This is a genomic window from Bradyrhizobium betae (assembly GCF_008932115.1).
Classification (GTDB): Bacteria; Pseudomonadota; Alphaproteobacteria; order Rhizobiales; family Xanthobacteraceae; genus Bradyrhizobium; species Bradyrhizobium betae.
The window spans coordinates 2,400,480-2,415,039 of the sequence record NZ_CP044543.1; the positions used below are offsets into that span (position 1 = coordinate 2,400,480).

The following is a 14,560-nucleotide window of genomic DNA, read 5'->3' on the forward strand; positions in this document are numbered from 1 at the left end:
CGCGAAGGGGCCAAATTTTAGACCCTAGAAATGCGCTGCTGAATGGGCAGCGATCCTGGGGTCAGCGATTCTGACCGGGAACCCAAAGCACGTCACCGGCACCGTTATGGTTAGCGGCTCGGCTGGCCACGAACAGGAAGTCCGACAGGCGGTTCATATAATGGATGCCAGCCGTCCCGACGGGCTCGCCGGCCCGGGCCGCCAGTTCCACCATCACCCGTTCCGCCCTGCGGCAAATCGTGCGGGCGACGTGGAGGTAGGCGGCGGCAGGCGTGCCGCCCGGCAGCACGAAGGAGGTCAGCGGCGCGAGCTTGTCGTTGAGCGCGTCGATGTCGCGCTCGAGCCGCTCGACCTGGCTTGAGACCACCCGAAGCCGTTCGGCTTTGCCCTCGCGTTCGGGAACTGCGAGATCGGCGCCGAGATCGAACAGATCGTTCTGGATGCGGCCGAGCATCGCGTCGAACTCGGGCGCATCATGGGTGTGGAGCCGCACCACCCCGATCGCAGCATTGGTCTCGTCGACCGTGCCGTAGGCCGCGATGCGCAGATCGTATTTCGGACGCCGCTCGCCGGTTCCGAGCGCCGTCGTACCGTCGTCACCGGTCTTCGTATAGATGCGGTTGAGCGTGACCATGTTAGCGCCCCATCGCCCAGACTGCGAGCATGGCGACGACGATCGCCACGAACTGCAGCAGCACGCGCCAGCGCATCAGCTTCTGCGAGGTGTTGGGCGAGCCGCCACGCATCATGTTGACGAGACCGAGCAGCAGCACCACCGCCACGGCGCCGGCTGCTACCGGCAGGATGAAAGTACTCAAGAGAGATGCCATCGGGGGGTGATAACACCGTGTGCGCAGATGCGCTATCTCCCCACCCCGTCATTCCGGGGCGATGCGGCGGGACCGAGCGAAGCAAAGCCCGGCGTATCGAGCCCGGAATGACTGCGGGGCGCTTCGCGATCTGGCTTTTAGGCCAATAATATCAGATGGTAGCGGAATGACTTCCGATTTGCGCCAATCGCCTGCTCACCTCACCTCTCTCCACGCGCGGGGAGAGGAAGAAGCGGTGTAGGTGCCACGTGAAAGCCATCCGCACCATCTACGTCGTCGTGGAGGATGCCTTCTACACGTTCCTGGCCGACGACGGCTGGGCGATCGCGAGCCATATCGCGCTGTCGACGCTGATGGCGCTGTTTCCGTTCCTGATCGTGCTGACCTCGCTCGCTGGTTTCTTCGGCTCCAAGGAACTCGCCGATCAGGCCGCCAGCCTGATGCTCCAGATCTGGCCCAAGCAGGTTTCCGATTCGATCTCGGGCGAGGTGCACGACGTCCTGACCACGACCCGCTCCGGCGTGCTGACAATCGGCGCGGTGCTGTCAGTCTACTTCGCCTCCAACGGCGTCGAGGCGCTCAGGGTCGCGCTCAACCGCGCCTATGCGGTGGTGGAGATGCGGCGCTGGTACTGGTTGCGGCTGGAATCGATCGGCTACACGCTGGTCGCGGCCTTCACAGCGCTCGCCATGGCGTTCCTGATCGTGCTCGGCCCGCTCTTCATCGAGGCGGCGCGACGTTACATTCCGCTGTTCGTCGAATCCAACGAGAGCATCCTGACCTGGCTGCGCTACGGCATCACCGTCGGCGCGCTGGTGGTGGCGCTGCTGATCCTGCACGCCTGGCTGCCGGCCGGACGGCGCGGCCTGCTCCAGATCCTGCCCGGCATCGTCTTCACCATCGTGGCGTCGCTGATCTCGGGCATCGTGTTCGGACAATATCTGGCGCGCTTCGCCAACAACTACGTGACGATGTATGCGGGGCTCGCATCGGTGATCATCGCGCTGGTGTTCCTGTATTTCATCGCCGCGATCTTCGTTTACGGCGGCGAGCTCAACGCCGCGATCATCAAGTCGCGGCTTCCTCACGGCGTCTCGCTTCAAGCAGCGCAGTCGCTAAAGCCCTCGGAGACACAGGCTTGACCAGGAAGGCGTCGGCGCCCGCCTGGCGCGAGGCCGCCTCGTCCTCGCCACGGCCGGACACGCCGATGATGGGGATCTGAGCCAGCGGAGGCGCCATGGTGCGGATCCGCCTGATCGCCTCGACCCCGTCGATGCCCGGCAGCACCATGTCCATCAGCACCGCGTCGAACGCGCCTTTGGCGAGCCGGTTCACCGCGTCCTCGCCGCGCCCGATGAACTCGGCATGATGGCCGAGCTCGGTCAGGATGGTGTTGAGCACGACGCGGCCGAACGGATTGTCCTCGACGCTGAGCACGCGCATTGCGGCCATTGCATCCACATCGGCTTCGTCCTTCGACTTGCGGGATCTGCCCGATCCCGTCGCATCAAGAGACACCGTCAATGTGAAGGTGGCACCGCCGCCGCGCCGCGGCGCAACCGCGATGTCGCCGCCCATGGCGCGCGCCAATTGCTTCACCGAGGACAGCCCGAGGCCGGCGCCGCCGAAGCGCGAGGCGATGGTGACATTGGCCTGGGTGAACGGGCGGAACAGCCGCTTGATCTCGGCCATGGCGAGGCCAATGCCGCTGTCGGAGACCGAGAAGGCGACGCCGACTTTGCTCCTCTGTTTTGCCTCACCCTTTGCCCTGCCCTTCGCCTTGGGCTTACCCTTGGCGGGACGCCAAGGCGCGACCGCGAGCGCCACGCCGCCGTGCTCGGTGAATTTCACGGCATTGTCGATCAGGTTCTCGAGCGCGGCGCGCAGGCGGACGGGATCGCCGACCACCAGCCCCGGCAGCTTTTCGGAGATATCGACCTGGGACTGGAGGCCCTTGGCCGCGGCACGGCCGGCCAGCGAATCGCCCGCGCTGCGCGCCAGCGTCCGCAGGTCGAACAAATCCTGCCGCAGCGTGCCGCCGCCCTTGCCCTTGCCGGTTCTGGCGGCATCGACGAACAGGGTGGCGAGGCTCGCCAGATGCTCGGCGCCGGCCTTGATGGTGTCGGCCCAGCGCCGCTCCCGCTCGCCAAGATCGGAGGTTGCGAGCAGGTCGCTGATCGCCAGAATTCCGGTCAGTGGGGTACGGACCTCATGGGCAAAGGCGGCAAGCGCCGCCTGGACCACGTCCGGCGTGACCGCCTTGGGGCTGCGCTTGCGCACCTTCGCGGCTGGCCCGGACCGCTTCCGAACCACTCGCCTGGACGTCCGCGTAGTGCGCGCTGCGCGCGTTTTCGCCGCCATAACTCCCCTTCGAAGTATCCCCTTCGAACCCCGGGCCGTCAGGCAAGCATGGCACGGCGGAACCCCTGGAGTCACGGCGGCGTTTCGCTAACCCCCAGAGAAACTTAGTCTAATCCCACCAACCGGCGGATCCTGTCCGGCGATACGCCGGCGTTGCGCAACTCCCGCAGGCCGGTCGAGAGGCTCGATTTCGACAACTTCCGCCCCTCGCCGTCCCGAATCAGGAGGTGGTGGCGGTAGGCCGGCTCCGGCAAACCGAGCAGGGTTTGCAGCAGACGGTGCACCGCGGTGGCGTGAAACAGGTCCTGCCCCCGCACCACCTCACTGATCCCCTGGAGGGCGTCATCGACGACCACGGACAGGTGATAGCTGGTCGGCGTCTCCTTACGGGCGAGGATCACGTCGCCCCAGGCCTCAGGCCGCGCGGGAACGGTGCCGCGCTCGCCATCGGGCCCCTCGCCCAGCTCATTCCAGGTCAACCCGGCGACGCGGCTGCAGGCGGCCGTCATGTCGAGCCGCAGTGCATAAGGCGCGCCGGTCTCGATCAACCTCGTCCGTTCGTCGGCCGGCAGCGATTTGGCGTCGCCGGGATACAGCGGCGCGCCGTCGGGATCGCGGGGCCACGCCCCGTCGGCCTCGCGCGCGGCCACCAGCCTTGCGATCTCGGCGCGGCTTTCGAAGGCGGGATAGACGAGGCCGAGCGCGGACAGCTTTTCCAGCGCGGCGCGATAGTCGGACAGATGCTCGGACTGGCGGCGGACCGGCGTCTCCCAGGCCATGCCGAGCCAGGCGAGGTCCTCTTCGATCGCTGTCTCATATTCGGGCCGGCAGCGCGCCGCATCGATGTCCTCGATCCGCAGCAATAGCCGTCCGCCGGTCTCGCGCGCGCGGTCGAAGTTCAGCAGAGCCGAATAGGCGTGGCCGAGATGCAGGTGGCCGTTGGGGCTGGGGGCAAATCGGAAAACGGGTGGCGCCATGCGACAGATCTCGTCATGGCCGGGCCTGTCCCGGCCACATTTGTCATTCCGGGGCGATGCTCGCCCCGGAATGACGGAGTAGGATATTCAAGAACGGGTCAAGCCCGCGCACGACGAGTGAGACGCGATGACCATCCACCTCGAAACCCAGTCCGATCTCGAAGAGGCCGTGCAGGCGCTGGTCAAGCGCGATCCGCGCCTCAAGCCCGTGCTGGACATCGCGGGCATGCCGGCGTTGCGGCGGCGTGAGCCGGGGTTCGCCGGGCTTGCCCATATCGTCTGCGGGCAGCAGCTCTCCACGGCCAGCGCCGCGGCGATCTGGGGACGGTTGTCCGCCGCCTTCGATCCGTTCGATCATGACGCGGTGCGCCGCGCCCGTACCGACCGTCTGGGACGGCTCGGCCTGTCCGCCGCCAAGATCAAGACGCTGAAACATCTCGCGCGCGAGATCACCGCGGAGCGGCTGAATCTCGAGGTGCTTGCCGAGGAAGACGCCGACGCGGCGCATCACACGCTGATCGCGCTGCCCGGCATCGGGCCGTGGACCGCGGACGTCTATCTGTTGTTCTGTCTCGGCCATGGCGACGCCTGGCCGGCCGGCGATCTCGCGGTGCAGGAGGGAATCAAGATTGGCCTCGGCCTGCAGGCGCGGCCGACGGAAAAGCAGATGGCGCCGCTGGCCGAACCCTGGCGCCCCCTGCGCGGCGCGGCCGCGCATCTGTGGTGGAGCTATTATCGCGCGGTGAAGAAACGCGAGGGCGTGCTGTCGGCGTAACACCAGCGCATTCCGCCTGAGCAGGGCCACATGCTCTCGCTGCTCGGGTAAAGCGCTTTTGGCGGCCGGAGAACCGGTATAGCGTTCGAGCTCATATAATATGAGCATGATCTCTTCGGCAAACCGCAGCCCACTTTTCCGGATCATGCTCGAGAGGAAACGCCGCGAAGACGGCACGAGGTCGCGCATGCTGGACAAGACGAAAGATATTGCCATCTCCGCGCAAGCCTGGCTCGACGCGTTCGAGCGAACGCTTGGCAAGCCCGATCGAGCCGCGCTCGACCGCCTGTTCGTGGCCGAATGCTTCTGGCGCGATGTGCTGGCGCTGAGCTGGAACCTGCAGACGCTTGCCGGCCGCGAGGAGGTCGCACAAGCGCTGACCCTATTCGCACCAAAGGCAGCGCCAACCAGCTTCAAGATCGCCCCCAACCGCGCACCGCCACGCTGGGTGACGCGCGCCGGCACCAACACCATCGAAGCCATCTTTGACTTCGAAACCGCGACGGGACGCGGCAGCGGCATCGTGCGGCTCGTGCCCGATCCTGCCGACGGCGATCGGCTGAAGGCGTGGACACTCCTCACCGCGCTCGACGAGCTCAGGGGGTTCGAGGAACAGCTCGGCACATCGCGGCCGCGCGGCCAGGCCTATTCGCGCGACTTCCGCGGTCCGAACTGGCTCGATCTGCGCAACGCCTCACGCGACTATGCCGATCACGATCCCACCGTGCTCGTGGTTGGCGGCGGCCAGGCCGGGCTTGCCATCGCGGCGCGGCTGAAGCAACTGAAGATCGACACGCTGATCGTCGATCGCGAGGCCCGGATCGGCGACAATTGGCGCAAGCGCTACCATGCGCTCACCCTGCACAACCAGGTACAGGTCAATCACATGCCCTACATGCCGTTCCCGCCGAACTGGCCGACCTATATCCCCAAGGACAAGCTCGCCAACTGGTTCGAAGCCTATGTCGACGCCATGGAGCTGAACTTCTGGACGGGCACCGAGTTCGAGGGCGGCGCCTATGACGAGGCCAGGGGCCACTGGACGGTCACGCTGCGACGCGCCGACGGCAGCAAGCGCACCATGCATCCGCGCCATGTGGTGATGGGGACCGGCGTCAGCGGCATCGCCAACGTGCCTGACATTCCGACCCTCGACAATTTCAAGGGCACGCTGCTGCATTCGAGCCGCTACGAGGACGGCGAGAACTGGCAGGGCAAGCGCGCCATCGTCATCGGCACCGGTAACAGCGGCCACGACATCGCGCAGGACCTTTGCTCCAGCGGGGCCGAGGTGACGCTGGTGCAGCGCTCGCCGACGCTGGTCACCAATATCGAGCCGTCCGCGCAGCTCGCCTATGCGACCTACAACGAGGGCACGCTGGAGGACAATGATCTGATCGCGACCTCGATGCCGACGCCGCTGGCGAAGAAAACGCATGTGATGCTGACGGAGCAGTCGAAGGAGCTCGACAAGGAGCTGCTCGACGGCCTCGCCCGCGTCGGCTTCAAGCTCGATTTCGGCGAGGCCGGCACCGGCTGGCAGTTCAAATACCTCACCCGCGGCGGCGGCTATTATTTCAACGTCGGCTGCTCCAACCTGATCGTCGAGGGCAAGATCGGGCTGAAACAGTTTTCCGACATCGAGGGCTTCACGGCCGACGGCGCGCAGATGAAGGACGGCACCACCATCACGGCGGATCTCATCGTGCTCTCCACCGGCTACAAGCCGCAGGAATATCTGGTGCGAAAGCTGTTCGGCGACGGCATCGCCGACCGCGTCGGCCCGGTCTGGGGCTTCGGCGACGGTCTGGAGCTGCGCAACATGTATGCGCGCACCGCACAGCCCGGTCTGTGGTTCATCGCCGGCAGCCTCGCGCAGTGCCGGATCAACTCGAAATATCTCGCGCTCCAGATCAAGGCGATCGAGGAAGGGATTTTGGGGCGGGTGTAGGCACCCCCGTCATTCCGGGGCGCGCATAGCGCGAACCCGGAATCCATCCATCCGCAAGATATGCTGTACAATGGATTCCGGGTTCACGCTTCGCGTGCCCCGGAATGACAGAAAGGAATATCCATGCCAGCCATTCTCGGAACCGGCGAACACCGCTACCGCGTCGTCGACAACTTCGCGAAGCTGCCGGACGGCTGGACGCTGACCGACGTCGCCTCGGTCGCGGTCGACAGCAAGGATTGCGTCTACGTCTTCAACCGCGGCGCCCATCCGATGGTGGTGCTCGACCGCGATGGCAATTTTCTGCGCAGCTTCGGCGAAGGCCTGTTCTCGCGCGCGCATGGACTGCACATCGACTCTGACGACAATCTCTATTGCACCGATGACGGCGACCATACCGTGCGCAAATGCACCACCGACGGCAAGGTGCTGTTGACTATCGGCATCCCCGCCAAGCCGGCGCCATTCATGAGCGGCGAGCCGTTCCACCGCTGCACCCACACCGCGCTGTCGCCGAAAGGCGAGATCTACGTCTCCGACGGTTATGGCAATGCGCGCGTGCACAAGTACACGCCGGACGGCAAGCTGATCAAGAGCTGGGGCGAGCCCGGCACCGATCCCGGCCAGTTCAACATCGTGCATAACATCGCCACCGATGCCGACGGCTGGGTCTATGTCGCCGACCGCGAGAACCATCGCGTGCAAGTGTTCAACGGCGAGGGCAAATACGAGACGCAGTGGAACAATCTGCACCGTCCCTGCGCGCTGTGCTGTTGCGGCGGGGCCAGGAGCCCGACCTTCGTGATCGGCGAGCTCGGCCCCGGCCTCGACATCAACCGCAATGTGCCCAATCTCGGCCCGCGGCTGTCGATCGTCGATGCGCAAGGCAAACGTATCGCGCGGCTCGGCGGCGAAGACGGCCCAGGCGTTGCGAGTGGCAAATTCCTGGCGCCGCACGGCATCGCCGTGGATTCGACGGGCGACATCTATGTCGGCGAAGTCGGCGTCACCAACTGGAAAACGAGCTTTCCGGACCAGGAGATGCCGGCAGTCGTACGTGCGACGCGGTGTTTGCAGAAGCTCGAGCGGGTACGGGAGTAGGTATCCCAACGTCATCCGGGCGAAGGCCAGGACCCGTTACCGCCGGAGCGGTTTTGCAAGGGGCGGTATGGCTCCTGGCCTTCGCCAGGGACAGCGGCGGTGGGCGTGGCTGCGCCATTTGGCGCATCCGCCGTTCGAGCGCTCAAATCGCGGCACTTTTAAGTGTTTTGCCACCCCGCCGCCGCATTGCATGCGCCTGAATAAGTCGCTCAACGGGCTTCACAATCCCGTCACGCTGCATGTAGTATGTCAACACATGCTGCTTCGCAGCGTATGTTGGAGGCCGGGAGCGTTACTTGAACGCACATGTCTCGCAAGGCAGTTGGCCGGTGCTGGTCCTGAACGCGGACTTCCGGCCGCTGAGTTACTACCCACTGTCTCTGTGGTCGTGGCAGGACGCGATCAAGGCGGTATTCCTCGACCGCGTCAACATCGTCGCGCATTACGATCAGGCGGTTCACAGTCCCACGCTGCAAATGCAGCTGCCGAGCGTCGTCTCGCTCAAATCCTTCGTCAAGCCGACCACCCATCCTGCCTTCACCCGGTTCAACGTCTTCCTGCGCGATCGTTTCGCCTGCCAATATTGCGGCTCGCCCGAAGACCTCACCTTCGATCACATTATCCCGCGCAGCAAAGGCGGCCAGACCACCTGGGAGAACGTGGTCGCGGCATGCTCGCCCTGCAATCTGCGCAAGGGAAATCTGACGCCCGCGCAAGCCAAGATGTTTCCACGCCAGAGCGCGTTCGCGCCGACCGTGCACCAGCTCCACCGCAACGGCCGCCTGTTCCCGCCGAACTATCTGCACGACAGCTGGCTGGATTATCTCTACTGGGATACGGAGCTGGATCCGTAGGGTTGGCACCCGGCCTTACGCTTTGATCGCAAAGTGCGCCGCCGCCGAGAGAGTTCGTCAAGCATCCCTATCTTCGCGCCTGTTCCAGATCGATCTGATAGGCGGAAATCCGGTCGATCTCGAATGCGACCGTCGGTGGCGATTCCGCATCGACGGCTCCGACGCCGGGAAAGAACTTTGATCCGATCGCGAGATTGACGATCATGTACATGGGATCATCGAAGCCGATCGGCACCTTGATGTCGGAAACCGGCCTGCGGTCGATGAAATAGACCAGACGATCCTCCTCCCACAGCACACCGTAATTGTGGAAAGCGCGCGAGGCGTCGCCGACCGCGAAGTCGAAGCCGCAGGACTGGATCTTCTGGGTCGACGGAATCCGCCAATGCGTCGTCATCACGAGATCGCCCGGCCGCTCGCCGCGGCCTTCCAGCACGTCGACCTCCGGAGGCCAGCCGCCATCGTCCGCCAGCATCCAGAACGCCGGCCATACCGCGTGGCCGACCGGCACCTTGGCCCGGATTTCGAAATAGCCGTGCTTCTGCGCGAACGTACCCTGGGTCGTGAGGATCCCCGAGACGTACTCGTTGTTGAACAGCACCGGCTTCAAGTCCGGCGGCGTGCGGCTGGCGACGATCGAGAGCACGCCGTCCTTCACCCTGAACGGATCGAGTCCGAGCGGCGTCGCGGCACGGCCGGCGTAGCGCGGATCGACATAGATCTGCTGCTCGCCATTGGCGCTGGTCTTGCGCTTGAAGTCGGAGCCGTCGCCGCCCCAATAGCGCGCTTCCGGCCAGACTGCGCCGCCGGCGTAGTGCGGTACCCAGCGTCCGTTCGCGAGCGGATGATCGTCGAAATCGTCGTTGAACGTCCGGCGCAGCGGCAGGAACGTGAGCGCGTCGGGATTGACCGTCTCCAGCTTGCGACATTCGATCATGGCGGGATCGGTCGTCACTTGCAGCGACATCGTGCCGGGCGCGCCACCGAGATCGTCCCGCGCGACGACGGGTGCTGCCACGGCCAACAGACCGATCGTGATCAAGATGCCCTTCGCCCAACGACCGATCATCACGCACCGCGCTTCGAAGCTGCAGGAAGGATGTTCAAGCTAGCCCCTCCGCATTCCCGCGGACAAGCGGGCTGCGCGACGCCATCCGGCGAATCCGAACGGAACATTTCGATATCGCACGGGAATCTGCCGCAGATCAGGCCTTCCCGACACGACCGCGCAGCGTGGCCAGTTTCCGACTCGCCGCCGGCACACGCCCGCAAGCCGCCAAAATCCTTTCCGGTTCGTTACCGTCCCTTAAGACTAAGGCGGCAATCTCGCGCGCGGATCGGCGGCGCTGCCGCCCTGTCGCCAGAGGGTGTGAACGCGTGCTCGCGAAGACGCTGGAGCAAATTCAGTCCTCGCCGGGAAGGCGAGCGACGTATGTACGCTGCCTTCTCGCAACGCTTGCCGCCATCGTGGGTTTCAAGACCTACTGGTTCTTCCGGTGGGGCTTCTGGCACGGCCACGAGATACCCGACTTCGCTGCCTTTCACCTCGTCGCACAGCGGGTCTGGCTCGGCGATCTCGACCTGACCTATCGATTCGCGGCGTTCATGAAGATGCAGGCGGGAATGTCAGGCGGCGCGACCGGTTTCATGCCGTGGACCTACCCGCCACAGTTCGGCCTGTTGCTGGCCCCCCTCGCATTCCTGCCCATCTGGGCGGCCTATTTCGTGTTCACCGCCACGACGCTCACTGCTTATCTGATGACGCTGCGCGCGATTGCGCGAGAGCACTTCGCACAGATCCTCGTCGTGCTGTTTCCTGCCATGGCGATCACGATCGGCTCCGGACAGAACGGCTTTCTCTCGGGTGCGCTGATCGGGCTTGTCTGCATCAACCTGCAGAAGCGCAAGGTATTCGCGGGCCTCGCGCTCGGCGCCATGGTCATCAAGCCGCACCTCGCCATTGCAGTCGGCTTGTATCTGCTGGCAACCCGCCGCTGGGCAACGATCGTCACGGCCGCCACGGTCGTGCTCGTGAGCTCCCTGCTCTGCACCGTGGCTTTCGGGCCGCATATCTGGATCGCGTGGCAGGGCGCGATCAGGGAGTCGGCGGGCTTTCTGGAACAGGGCATGTATCCCCTGTTTCGAATGATCTCGGCCTACGCGGCGCTCTTCAATGCCGGCGTCCCCGCCAGCGCCGCGTTCTGGGGGCAGGTCACCGTCGCAGGACTGGCACTCGTTGCGGTCGTAGCTTGCATCGCCCGTGGGATGCCTCCGTCCTTCACGCTCGGCGTCGCTGCGACCGTCTCGGTGATGATCAGCCCCTATGCTTATGACTACGATCTACCCATCGTGGGAATCGGCCTGGCGCTGCTCATTCCCGATCTGCCCAAAGTGACCAGCCCTGGCGAACGCAGCATCATGTACGGGCTCGTGATGCTGGCCGGCGCCTACGGCCTGCTGCAATCGATCGGCCTTGCGGCCGGTCTCAACGAGCGCTTCAAGCCCGCCATCGCCGGTATCGCCCTCATCGCACTGCTTGCGATGCTGCTGCGAATACTTTGGCGCAATGCACAGCCGGTTGCCGCGACACGCCTGGCCGCCGTCGAGCTCGGCTCCCCGGCGCGCCTGCCGGAATAGCCCTCCGCAACATCCGGTCACGCCGCCGGGCGTCGGCGCCCATCGCGGCCGGCGCCTGCGGGTTGGCCACATCACGGAACCCAAACCGCCGGCGCCCGTTCAGATTGATCCCGCTGCGGCGGCGTTTCACGGCAGGCGCGATGTCCTGCCTGTCGCAGCGGAGCCAAGGGAGGACTGAACATGCCGGCAGCCGAAAAAGATCACGTCTACAAGATCCTGGAACTCGTTGGATCGTCCGACACCTCGATCGATGATGCGATCAAGAACGCGATCAGCCGCGCCGCCAAAACCATTCGCGAAATGAAATGGTTCGAGGTGACGCAGACGCGTGGTCACATCGAGAACGGCACGGTCCGTCACTACCAGGTGACGCTACGCGTCGGCTTCACACTGGATGCGTGAGGCGGCTCACCAGGCGTAACGAACGCTGCCCTTGCCTGCGTAGCTGCGGGTGACGTCCGAGAATTCACCCTCAAACGTCGCCGCCGCGGACCAGCCATTCAGCCAGCTCATGTCCACAGAAGCCGTGGTGAGCGCGGAATCGCGGGCCTGCGCGGCGCCGTTGACGACGAAGCTTGCGCCAGGCAACGCCTGGAAGGTCGCTGCAATCGAACGGTCCGGATTGAAATCATGCGCCCACGCAAGGCGGCCGCGCAGTGTCAGCACGCCAGCCTGCATGGCGAAGGATTTATCGGTGCGCAAGCCAAGCTCACCACGGGTGTCCGTGACGCTCCTCGCCGCGTAGCGCAAGGCGAAGGCGGCGGATCCGGCAACGGCCTGCTCGGCATAGGCGGGCAGATCCAGCGTCGTGAACTGCACCGCGCCGTAGGGCGTGACGCCGATCCCGCCGATCCATGGCCCGACATGGCGATAGCCGCCCTCGATACGGCCGGAATACGCATTGACGTCGAACTCGGCGCGCAGGCGATCGGCGCCTGCAATCGTCACAGTGCGGTCGGTCGTGATGTCCTGCCAGCCATAGGCCAGCGCCGCCGACAGATATGCCGGCCCGCTCGTGTGTCGAAGATATGCGGCGGCCTGGAACAGGTCGGAGCGGCCCGACCCGAGGCCGTTCACGCCGAAGCCGGTGCCGCCACCGGCAAGCGCGAAGCCAAGCAACGTGTGCGGTGAGAGCAGATAGTCGGCTCCGATCACGGTGCCGGCGATGCGGCTGGTCGCTCCATTCGAGCCGGCCACCGCGTTGCCGTCTGTCGACTGCGACCCGCCGAAGCCCGCGGCCCACAAGCTCCAGCGTTGCGCAAAGGTCTGCGGCCGGGCTTTTGTCATCATCGCGAATGCGTCGGCGCGTTTGCGTACGGCGTAGGCGCTGGCCTGATCCTCCTCGACGAATCCGGCAGCGCCACCGGCCGAACCCGGCCCGCCGTCACGCTGCGCGGCGGGATCGGTGAGCAATCCCATGAACTGGCTCATCGCGTTGAACGTCGTCTGCTGCGCGCCTGTTGCCGACTCGCCGGAGGCCTGCGTCAGCCCGCCGGCCGTCAGCGTCGCGTAGACCGCGGCGATGCCGCCATTGGCATTGAAGACATTGGTCAGCGCGTCGCCGACGCGCTGCTGGTTGCCGTTGAGGACGGACGGAATCCCGAAATTCAAGGCCAGGTCGAGATAGACGTCATTGGCGTCGTAGCTCAGGCTACTGTGGAAATTGGACGGCAGGCTGGTGTTGACGATGGTCGTATTGAAGGTGCCGCTGACGCCGCCGCTCGCGGTCAGAATCATGTACCGCTTCGCAACGTAACTACCCGCAGCGAAATTCGCCGTCACCGTCGCGCCACCGAGCTGCGCTGCGCCGGTGACACTCGCATAGGACGCCGTCGACGGATCGAGCTGGACGAGATAGATCGCGCCCGACTGAAAGGCGAGACTGCCGTTCACCGCCATCGCGCTGCCGGGCGTGCCGTTACCAGGTGCAAACGTACCGCCGGCATGGACGGACGTTGCGCCGAGCGAGCCATCGCCCATCAACACACCGCCGTTGACAGTCGTGCCGCCGCTATAGGTATTGCTCCCAATCACGACCGTGGTCCCGCCCGTCGTCGTCAGGCTCGCGGTGCCGCCGATGCCGTTGACGACACCGCCGCTCGATGTGATCGACGCGTCGAGGCTACCGTTCCGGATCGCGCCGCCGGCGAGGTTCACTGTTGCCTGGACCTGCGTCGTACCTCCGAGATCGAGCGTGCCACCGGACACCGTGGTCGTGCCGGTCGCGGCGCCGAGCGTGCCCGCGCCGGAGAGAAGCAAGGTTCCGCCGGAAACGATCGTGCCGCCGCTATAGGTGTTGGCGCCCGAGAGCGTCAGCGTGCCGCCAGTGCTCTTGGTGATCGCGACACTGCCGCCCTGGTCGGCGGCGTTGGTGCCGCCGCCGGGATTGCTTCCCCCGGAGCCGGTGTAGTCGGCGATGCCGTTGGCGATGGACTGGTTGCCAGAGCCGAAGCCGAGCACGGTGCTCGTGCCGCTGGTGCCCTGGAAGAAGATGCCGGATCCGAAGGCGGAGCCATTGGTCCCACCGTTGTAGCCGGTGCCGCCCGAGACGCTGCCATTCGTCTGGGACAGATCGCCCTGAACGGTCACCGTTCCGCCGCTCTGCACGAAGACCGCGCCGCCGGCGCCGAGACCACCACCACCGCTCGCAACCCCCCCGGCTCCCCCGGTTGCCGGACCACTGGCGACATTTTGAGATGCACCGCCATTGGGTCCACCGCCGCTCAGGATCGGGGCGTCCGAGCCGACGAACAGTCCCCCGCCCCCGGCAGGAGTAGCAGGATAGGACGTGCCGGCCATGCCGCCGCCGCCGCCCATATTTCCGGCATTGTCCACGACGCTGCCGCCCTTGGCCTGCGTGTTCGAGACAGCGACGTTCGACAAGGTCAATGCGCCGTTGCTGGAAACGAAGACCGCGCCGCCGAGTCCGGCGCCGGCCCCGGAGCCCAAACCGGCTCCGCCCTGCGCCACCGCGTTGGCGATGGTCAGGCTCTTCAGTGTTACCGAATAGGTCGAGCCGGTGGTGCCGGCATCGCCGATGAAGAACGGCCGGTAGGTACCGGCGCCACTGATGG

The 14,560-nt window shown here is 65.4% G+C and carries 13 protein-coding genes; 7 read left to right on the forward strand and 6 right to left on the reverse strand.

Features of this window, described 5'->3' with window-relative positions; translation table 11 throughout:
- Window positions 1-61 precede the first annotated feature (61 nt).
- Both F8237_RS11455 and F8237_RS11460 read right to left on the reverse strand, forming a co-directional pair.
- Window positions 62-634 (reverse strand): cob(I)yrinic acid a,c-diamide adenosyltransferase, encoded by a 573-nt coding sequence (locus tag F8237_RS11455; RefSeq protein WP_151644696.1) that lies wholly within the window; start codon window positions 632-634, stop codon window positions 62-64.
- Between the two features lies 1 nt (window position 635).
- A complete protein-coding gene (locus tag F8237_RS11460) occupies window positions 636-830 on the reverse strand; it encodes a twin transmembrane helix small protein (protein ID WP_015688858.1) in 195 nt (64 codons plus the stop codon).
- 248 nt (window positions 831-1,078) lie between these two features.
- Between F8237_RS11460 and F8237_RS11465 the strand changes: the two genes are divergently transcribed.
- Entirely contained in the window at window positions 1,079-1,972 is an 894-nt protein-coding gene (locus F8237_RS11465; protein ID WP_151644698.1) for a YihY/virulence factor BrkB family protein, read from the forward strand.
- On the opposite strand, the gene F8237_RS11470 is transcribed toward F8237_RS11465, so the two are convergent.
- The gene (locus F8237_RS11470) at window positions 1,899-3,191 is read right to left on the reverse strand and encodes an ATP-binding protein (protein ID WP_151644700.1); all 1,293 of its coding nucleotides are present in this window, start codon (window positions 3,189-3,191) and stop codon (window positions 1,899-1,901) included. The genes F8237_RS11465 and F8237_RS11470 overlap by 74 nt on opposite strands.
- A 104-nt stretch (window positions 3,192-3,295) precedes the next feature.
- Window positions 3,296-4,168 carry a tRNA glutamyl-Q(34) synthetase GluQRS gene (gene gluQRS, locus F8237_RS11475; RefSeq protein WP_151644702.1) on the reverse strand — a complete coding sequence of 291 codons (873 nt, stop codon included), beginning with the start codon at window positions 4,166-4,168 and terminating at the stop codon, window positions 3,296-3,298.
- 127 nt (window positions 4,169-4,295) lie between these two features.
- On the opposite strand from gluQRS, the gene F8237_RS11480 reads away from it, so the two are divergent.
- The 4 genes from F8237_RS11480 to F8237_RS11495 all read left to right on the forward strand — a co-directional run bounded on the left by F8237_RS11480 (window position 4,296) and on the right by F8237_RS11495 (window position 8,849).
- The gene (locus F8237_RS11480) at window positions 4,296-4,943 is read left to right on the forward strand and encodes a DNA-3-methyladenine glycosylase family protein (protein WP_151644704.1); all 648 of its coding nucleotides are present in this window, start codon (window positions 4,296-4,298) and stop codon (window positions 4,941-4,943) included.
- 187 nt (window positions 4,944-5,130) lie between these two features.
- Complete coding sequence (locus F8237_RS11485) at window positions 5,131-6,894, forward strand: NAD(P)/FAD-dependent oxidoreductase (RefSeq protein WP_151644706.1); 1,764 nt, start codon at window positions 5,131-5,133, stop codon at window positions 6,892-6,894.
- Between the two features lie 123 nt (window positions 6,895-7,017).
- Entirely contained in the window at window positions 7,018-7,995 is a 978-nt protein-coding gene (locus tag F8237_RS11490; protein WP_162005996.1) for a peptidyl-alpha-hydroxyglycine alpha-amidating lyase family protein, read from the forward strand.
- 296 nt (window positions 7,996-8,291) lie between these two features.
- The gene (locus F8237_RS11495; RefSeq protein ID WP_008142962.1) at window positions 8,292-8,849 is read left to right on the forward strand and encodes an HNH endonuclease; all 558 of its coding nucleotides are present in this window, start codon (window positions 8,292-8,294) and stop codon (window positions 8,847-8,849) included.
- A 67-nt stretch (window positions 8,850-8,916) separates the two neighbouring features.
- Here the strand turns inward: F8237_RS11495 and F8237_RS11500 are convergent, their stop codons facing one another.
- The gene (locus tag F8237_RS11500; protein ID WP_151650522.1) at window positions 8,917-9,918 is read right to left on the reverse strand and encodes a glycoside hydrolase family 16 protein; all 1,002 of its coding nucleotides are present in this window, start codon (window positions 9,916-9,918) and stop codon (window positions 8,917-8,919) included.
- A 308-nt stretch (window positions 9,919-10,226) separates the two neighbouring features.
- Here F8237_RS11500 and F8237_RS11505 point away from each other — a divergent pair, with 308 nt between their 5' ends.
- Complete coding sequence (locus F8237_RS11505) at window positions 10,227-11,486, forward strand: glycosyltransferase family 87 protein (protein WP_151644708.1); 1,260 nt, start codon at window positions 10,227-10,229, stop codon at window positions 11,484-11,486.
- A gap of 180 nt (window positions 11,487-11,666) precedes the next feature.
- Window positions 11,667-11,888: a dodecin gene (locus F8237_RS11510; protein WP_151644710.1), complete on the forward strand. Its 222-nt coding sequence runs from the start codon at window positions 11,667-11,669 to the stop codon at window positions 11,886-11,888.
- 6 nt (window positions 11,889-11,894) lie between these two features.
- Here the strand turns inward: F8237_RS11510 and F8237_RS11515 are convergent, their stop codons facing one another.
- Entirely contained in the window at window positions 11,895-14,369 is a 2,475-nt protein-coding gene (locus tag F8237_RS11515; RefSeq protein ID WP_244626110.1) for an autotransporter domain-containing protein, read from the reverse strand.
- Between the last annotated feature and the right edge of the window lie 191 nt (window positions 14,370-14,560).

What these genes read in the sequence shown, in the direction of transcription:
- gluQRS (WP_151644702.1), bottom strand. Translation starts at nt 4,168, where the DNA reads ATGGCGCCACCCGTTTTCCGATTTGCCCCCAGCCCCAACGGCCACCTG.
- F8237_RS11470 (WP_151644700.1), bottom strand. Translation starts at nt 3,191, where the DNA reads ATGGCGGCGAAAACGCGCGCAGCGCGCACTACGCGGACGTCCAGGCGA.
- F8237_RS11500 (WP_151650522.1), bottom strand. Translation starts at nt 9,918, where the DNA reads ATGATCGGTCGTTGGGCGAAGGGCATCTTGATCACGATCGGTCTGTTG.
- F8237_RS11485 (WP_151644706.1), top strand. Translation starts at nt 5,131, where the DNA reads ATGCTGGACAAGACGAAAGATATTGCCATCTCCGCGCAAGCCTGGCTC.
- F8237_RS11455 (WP_151644696.1), bottom strand. Translation starts at nt 634, where the DNA reads ATGGTCACGCTCAACCGCATCTATACGAAGACCGGTGACGACGGTACG.
- F8237_RS11510 (WP_151644710.1), top strand. Translation starts at nt 11,667, where the DNA reads ATGCCGGCAGCCGAAAAAGATCACGTCTACAAGATCCTGGAACTCGTT.
- F8237_RS11460 (WP_015688858.1), bottom strand. Translation starts at nt 830, where the DNA reads ATGGCATCTCTCTTGAGTACTTTCATCCTGCCGGTAGCAGCCGGCGCC.
- F8237_RS11480 (WP_151644704.1), top strand. Translation starts at nt 4,296, where the DNA reads ATGACCATCCACCTCGAAACCCAGTCCGATCTCGAAGAGGCCGTGCAG.
- F8237_RS11490 (WP_162005996.1), top strand. Translation starts at nt 7,018, where the DNA reads ATGCCAGCCATTCTCGGAACCGGCGAACACCGCTACCGCGTCGTCGAC.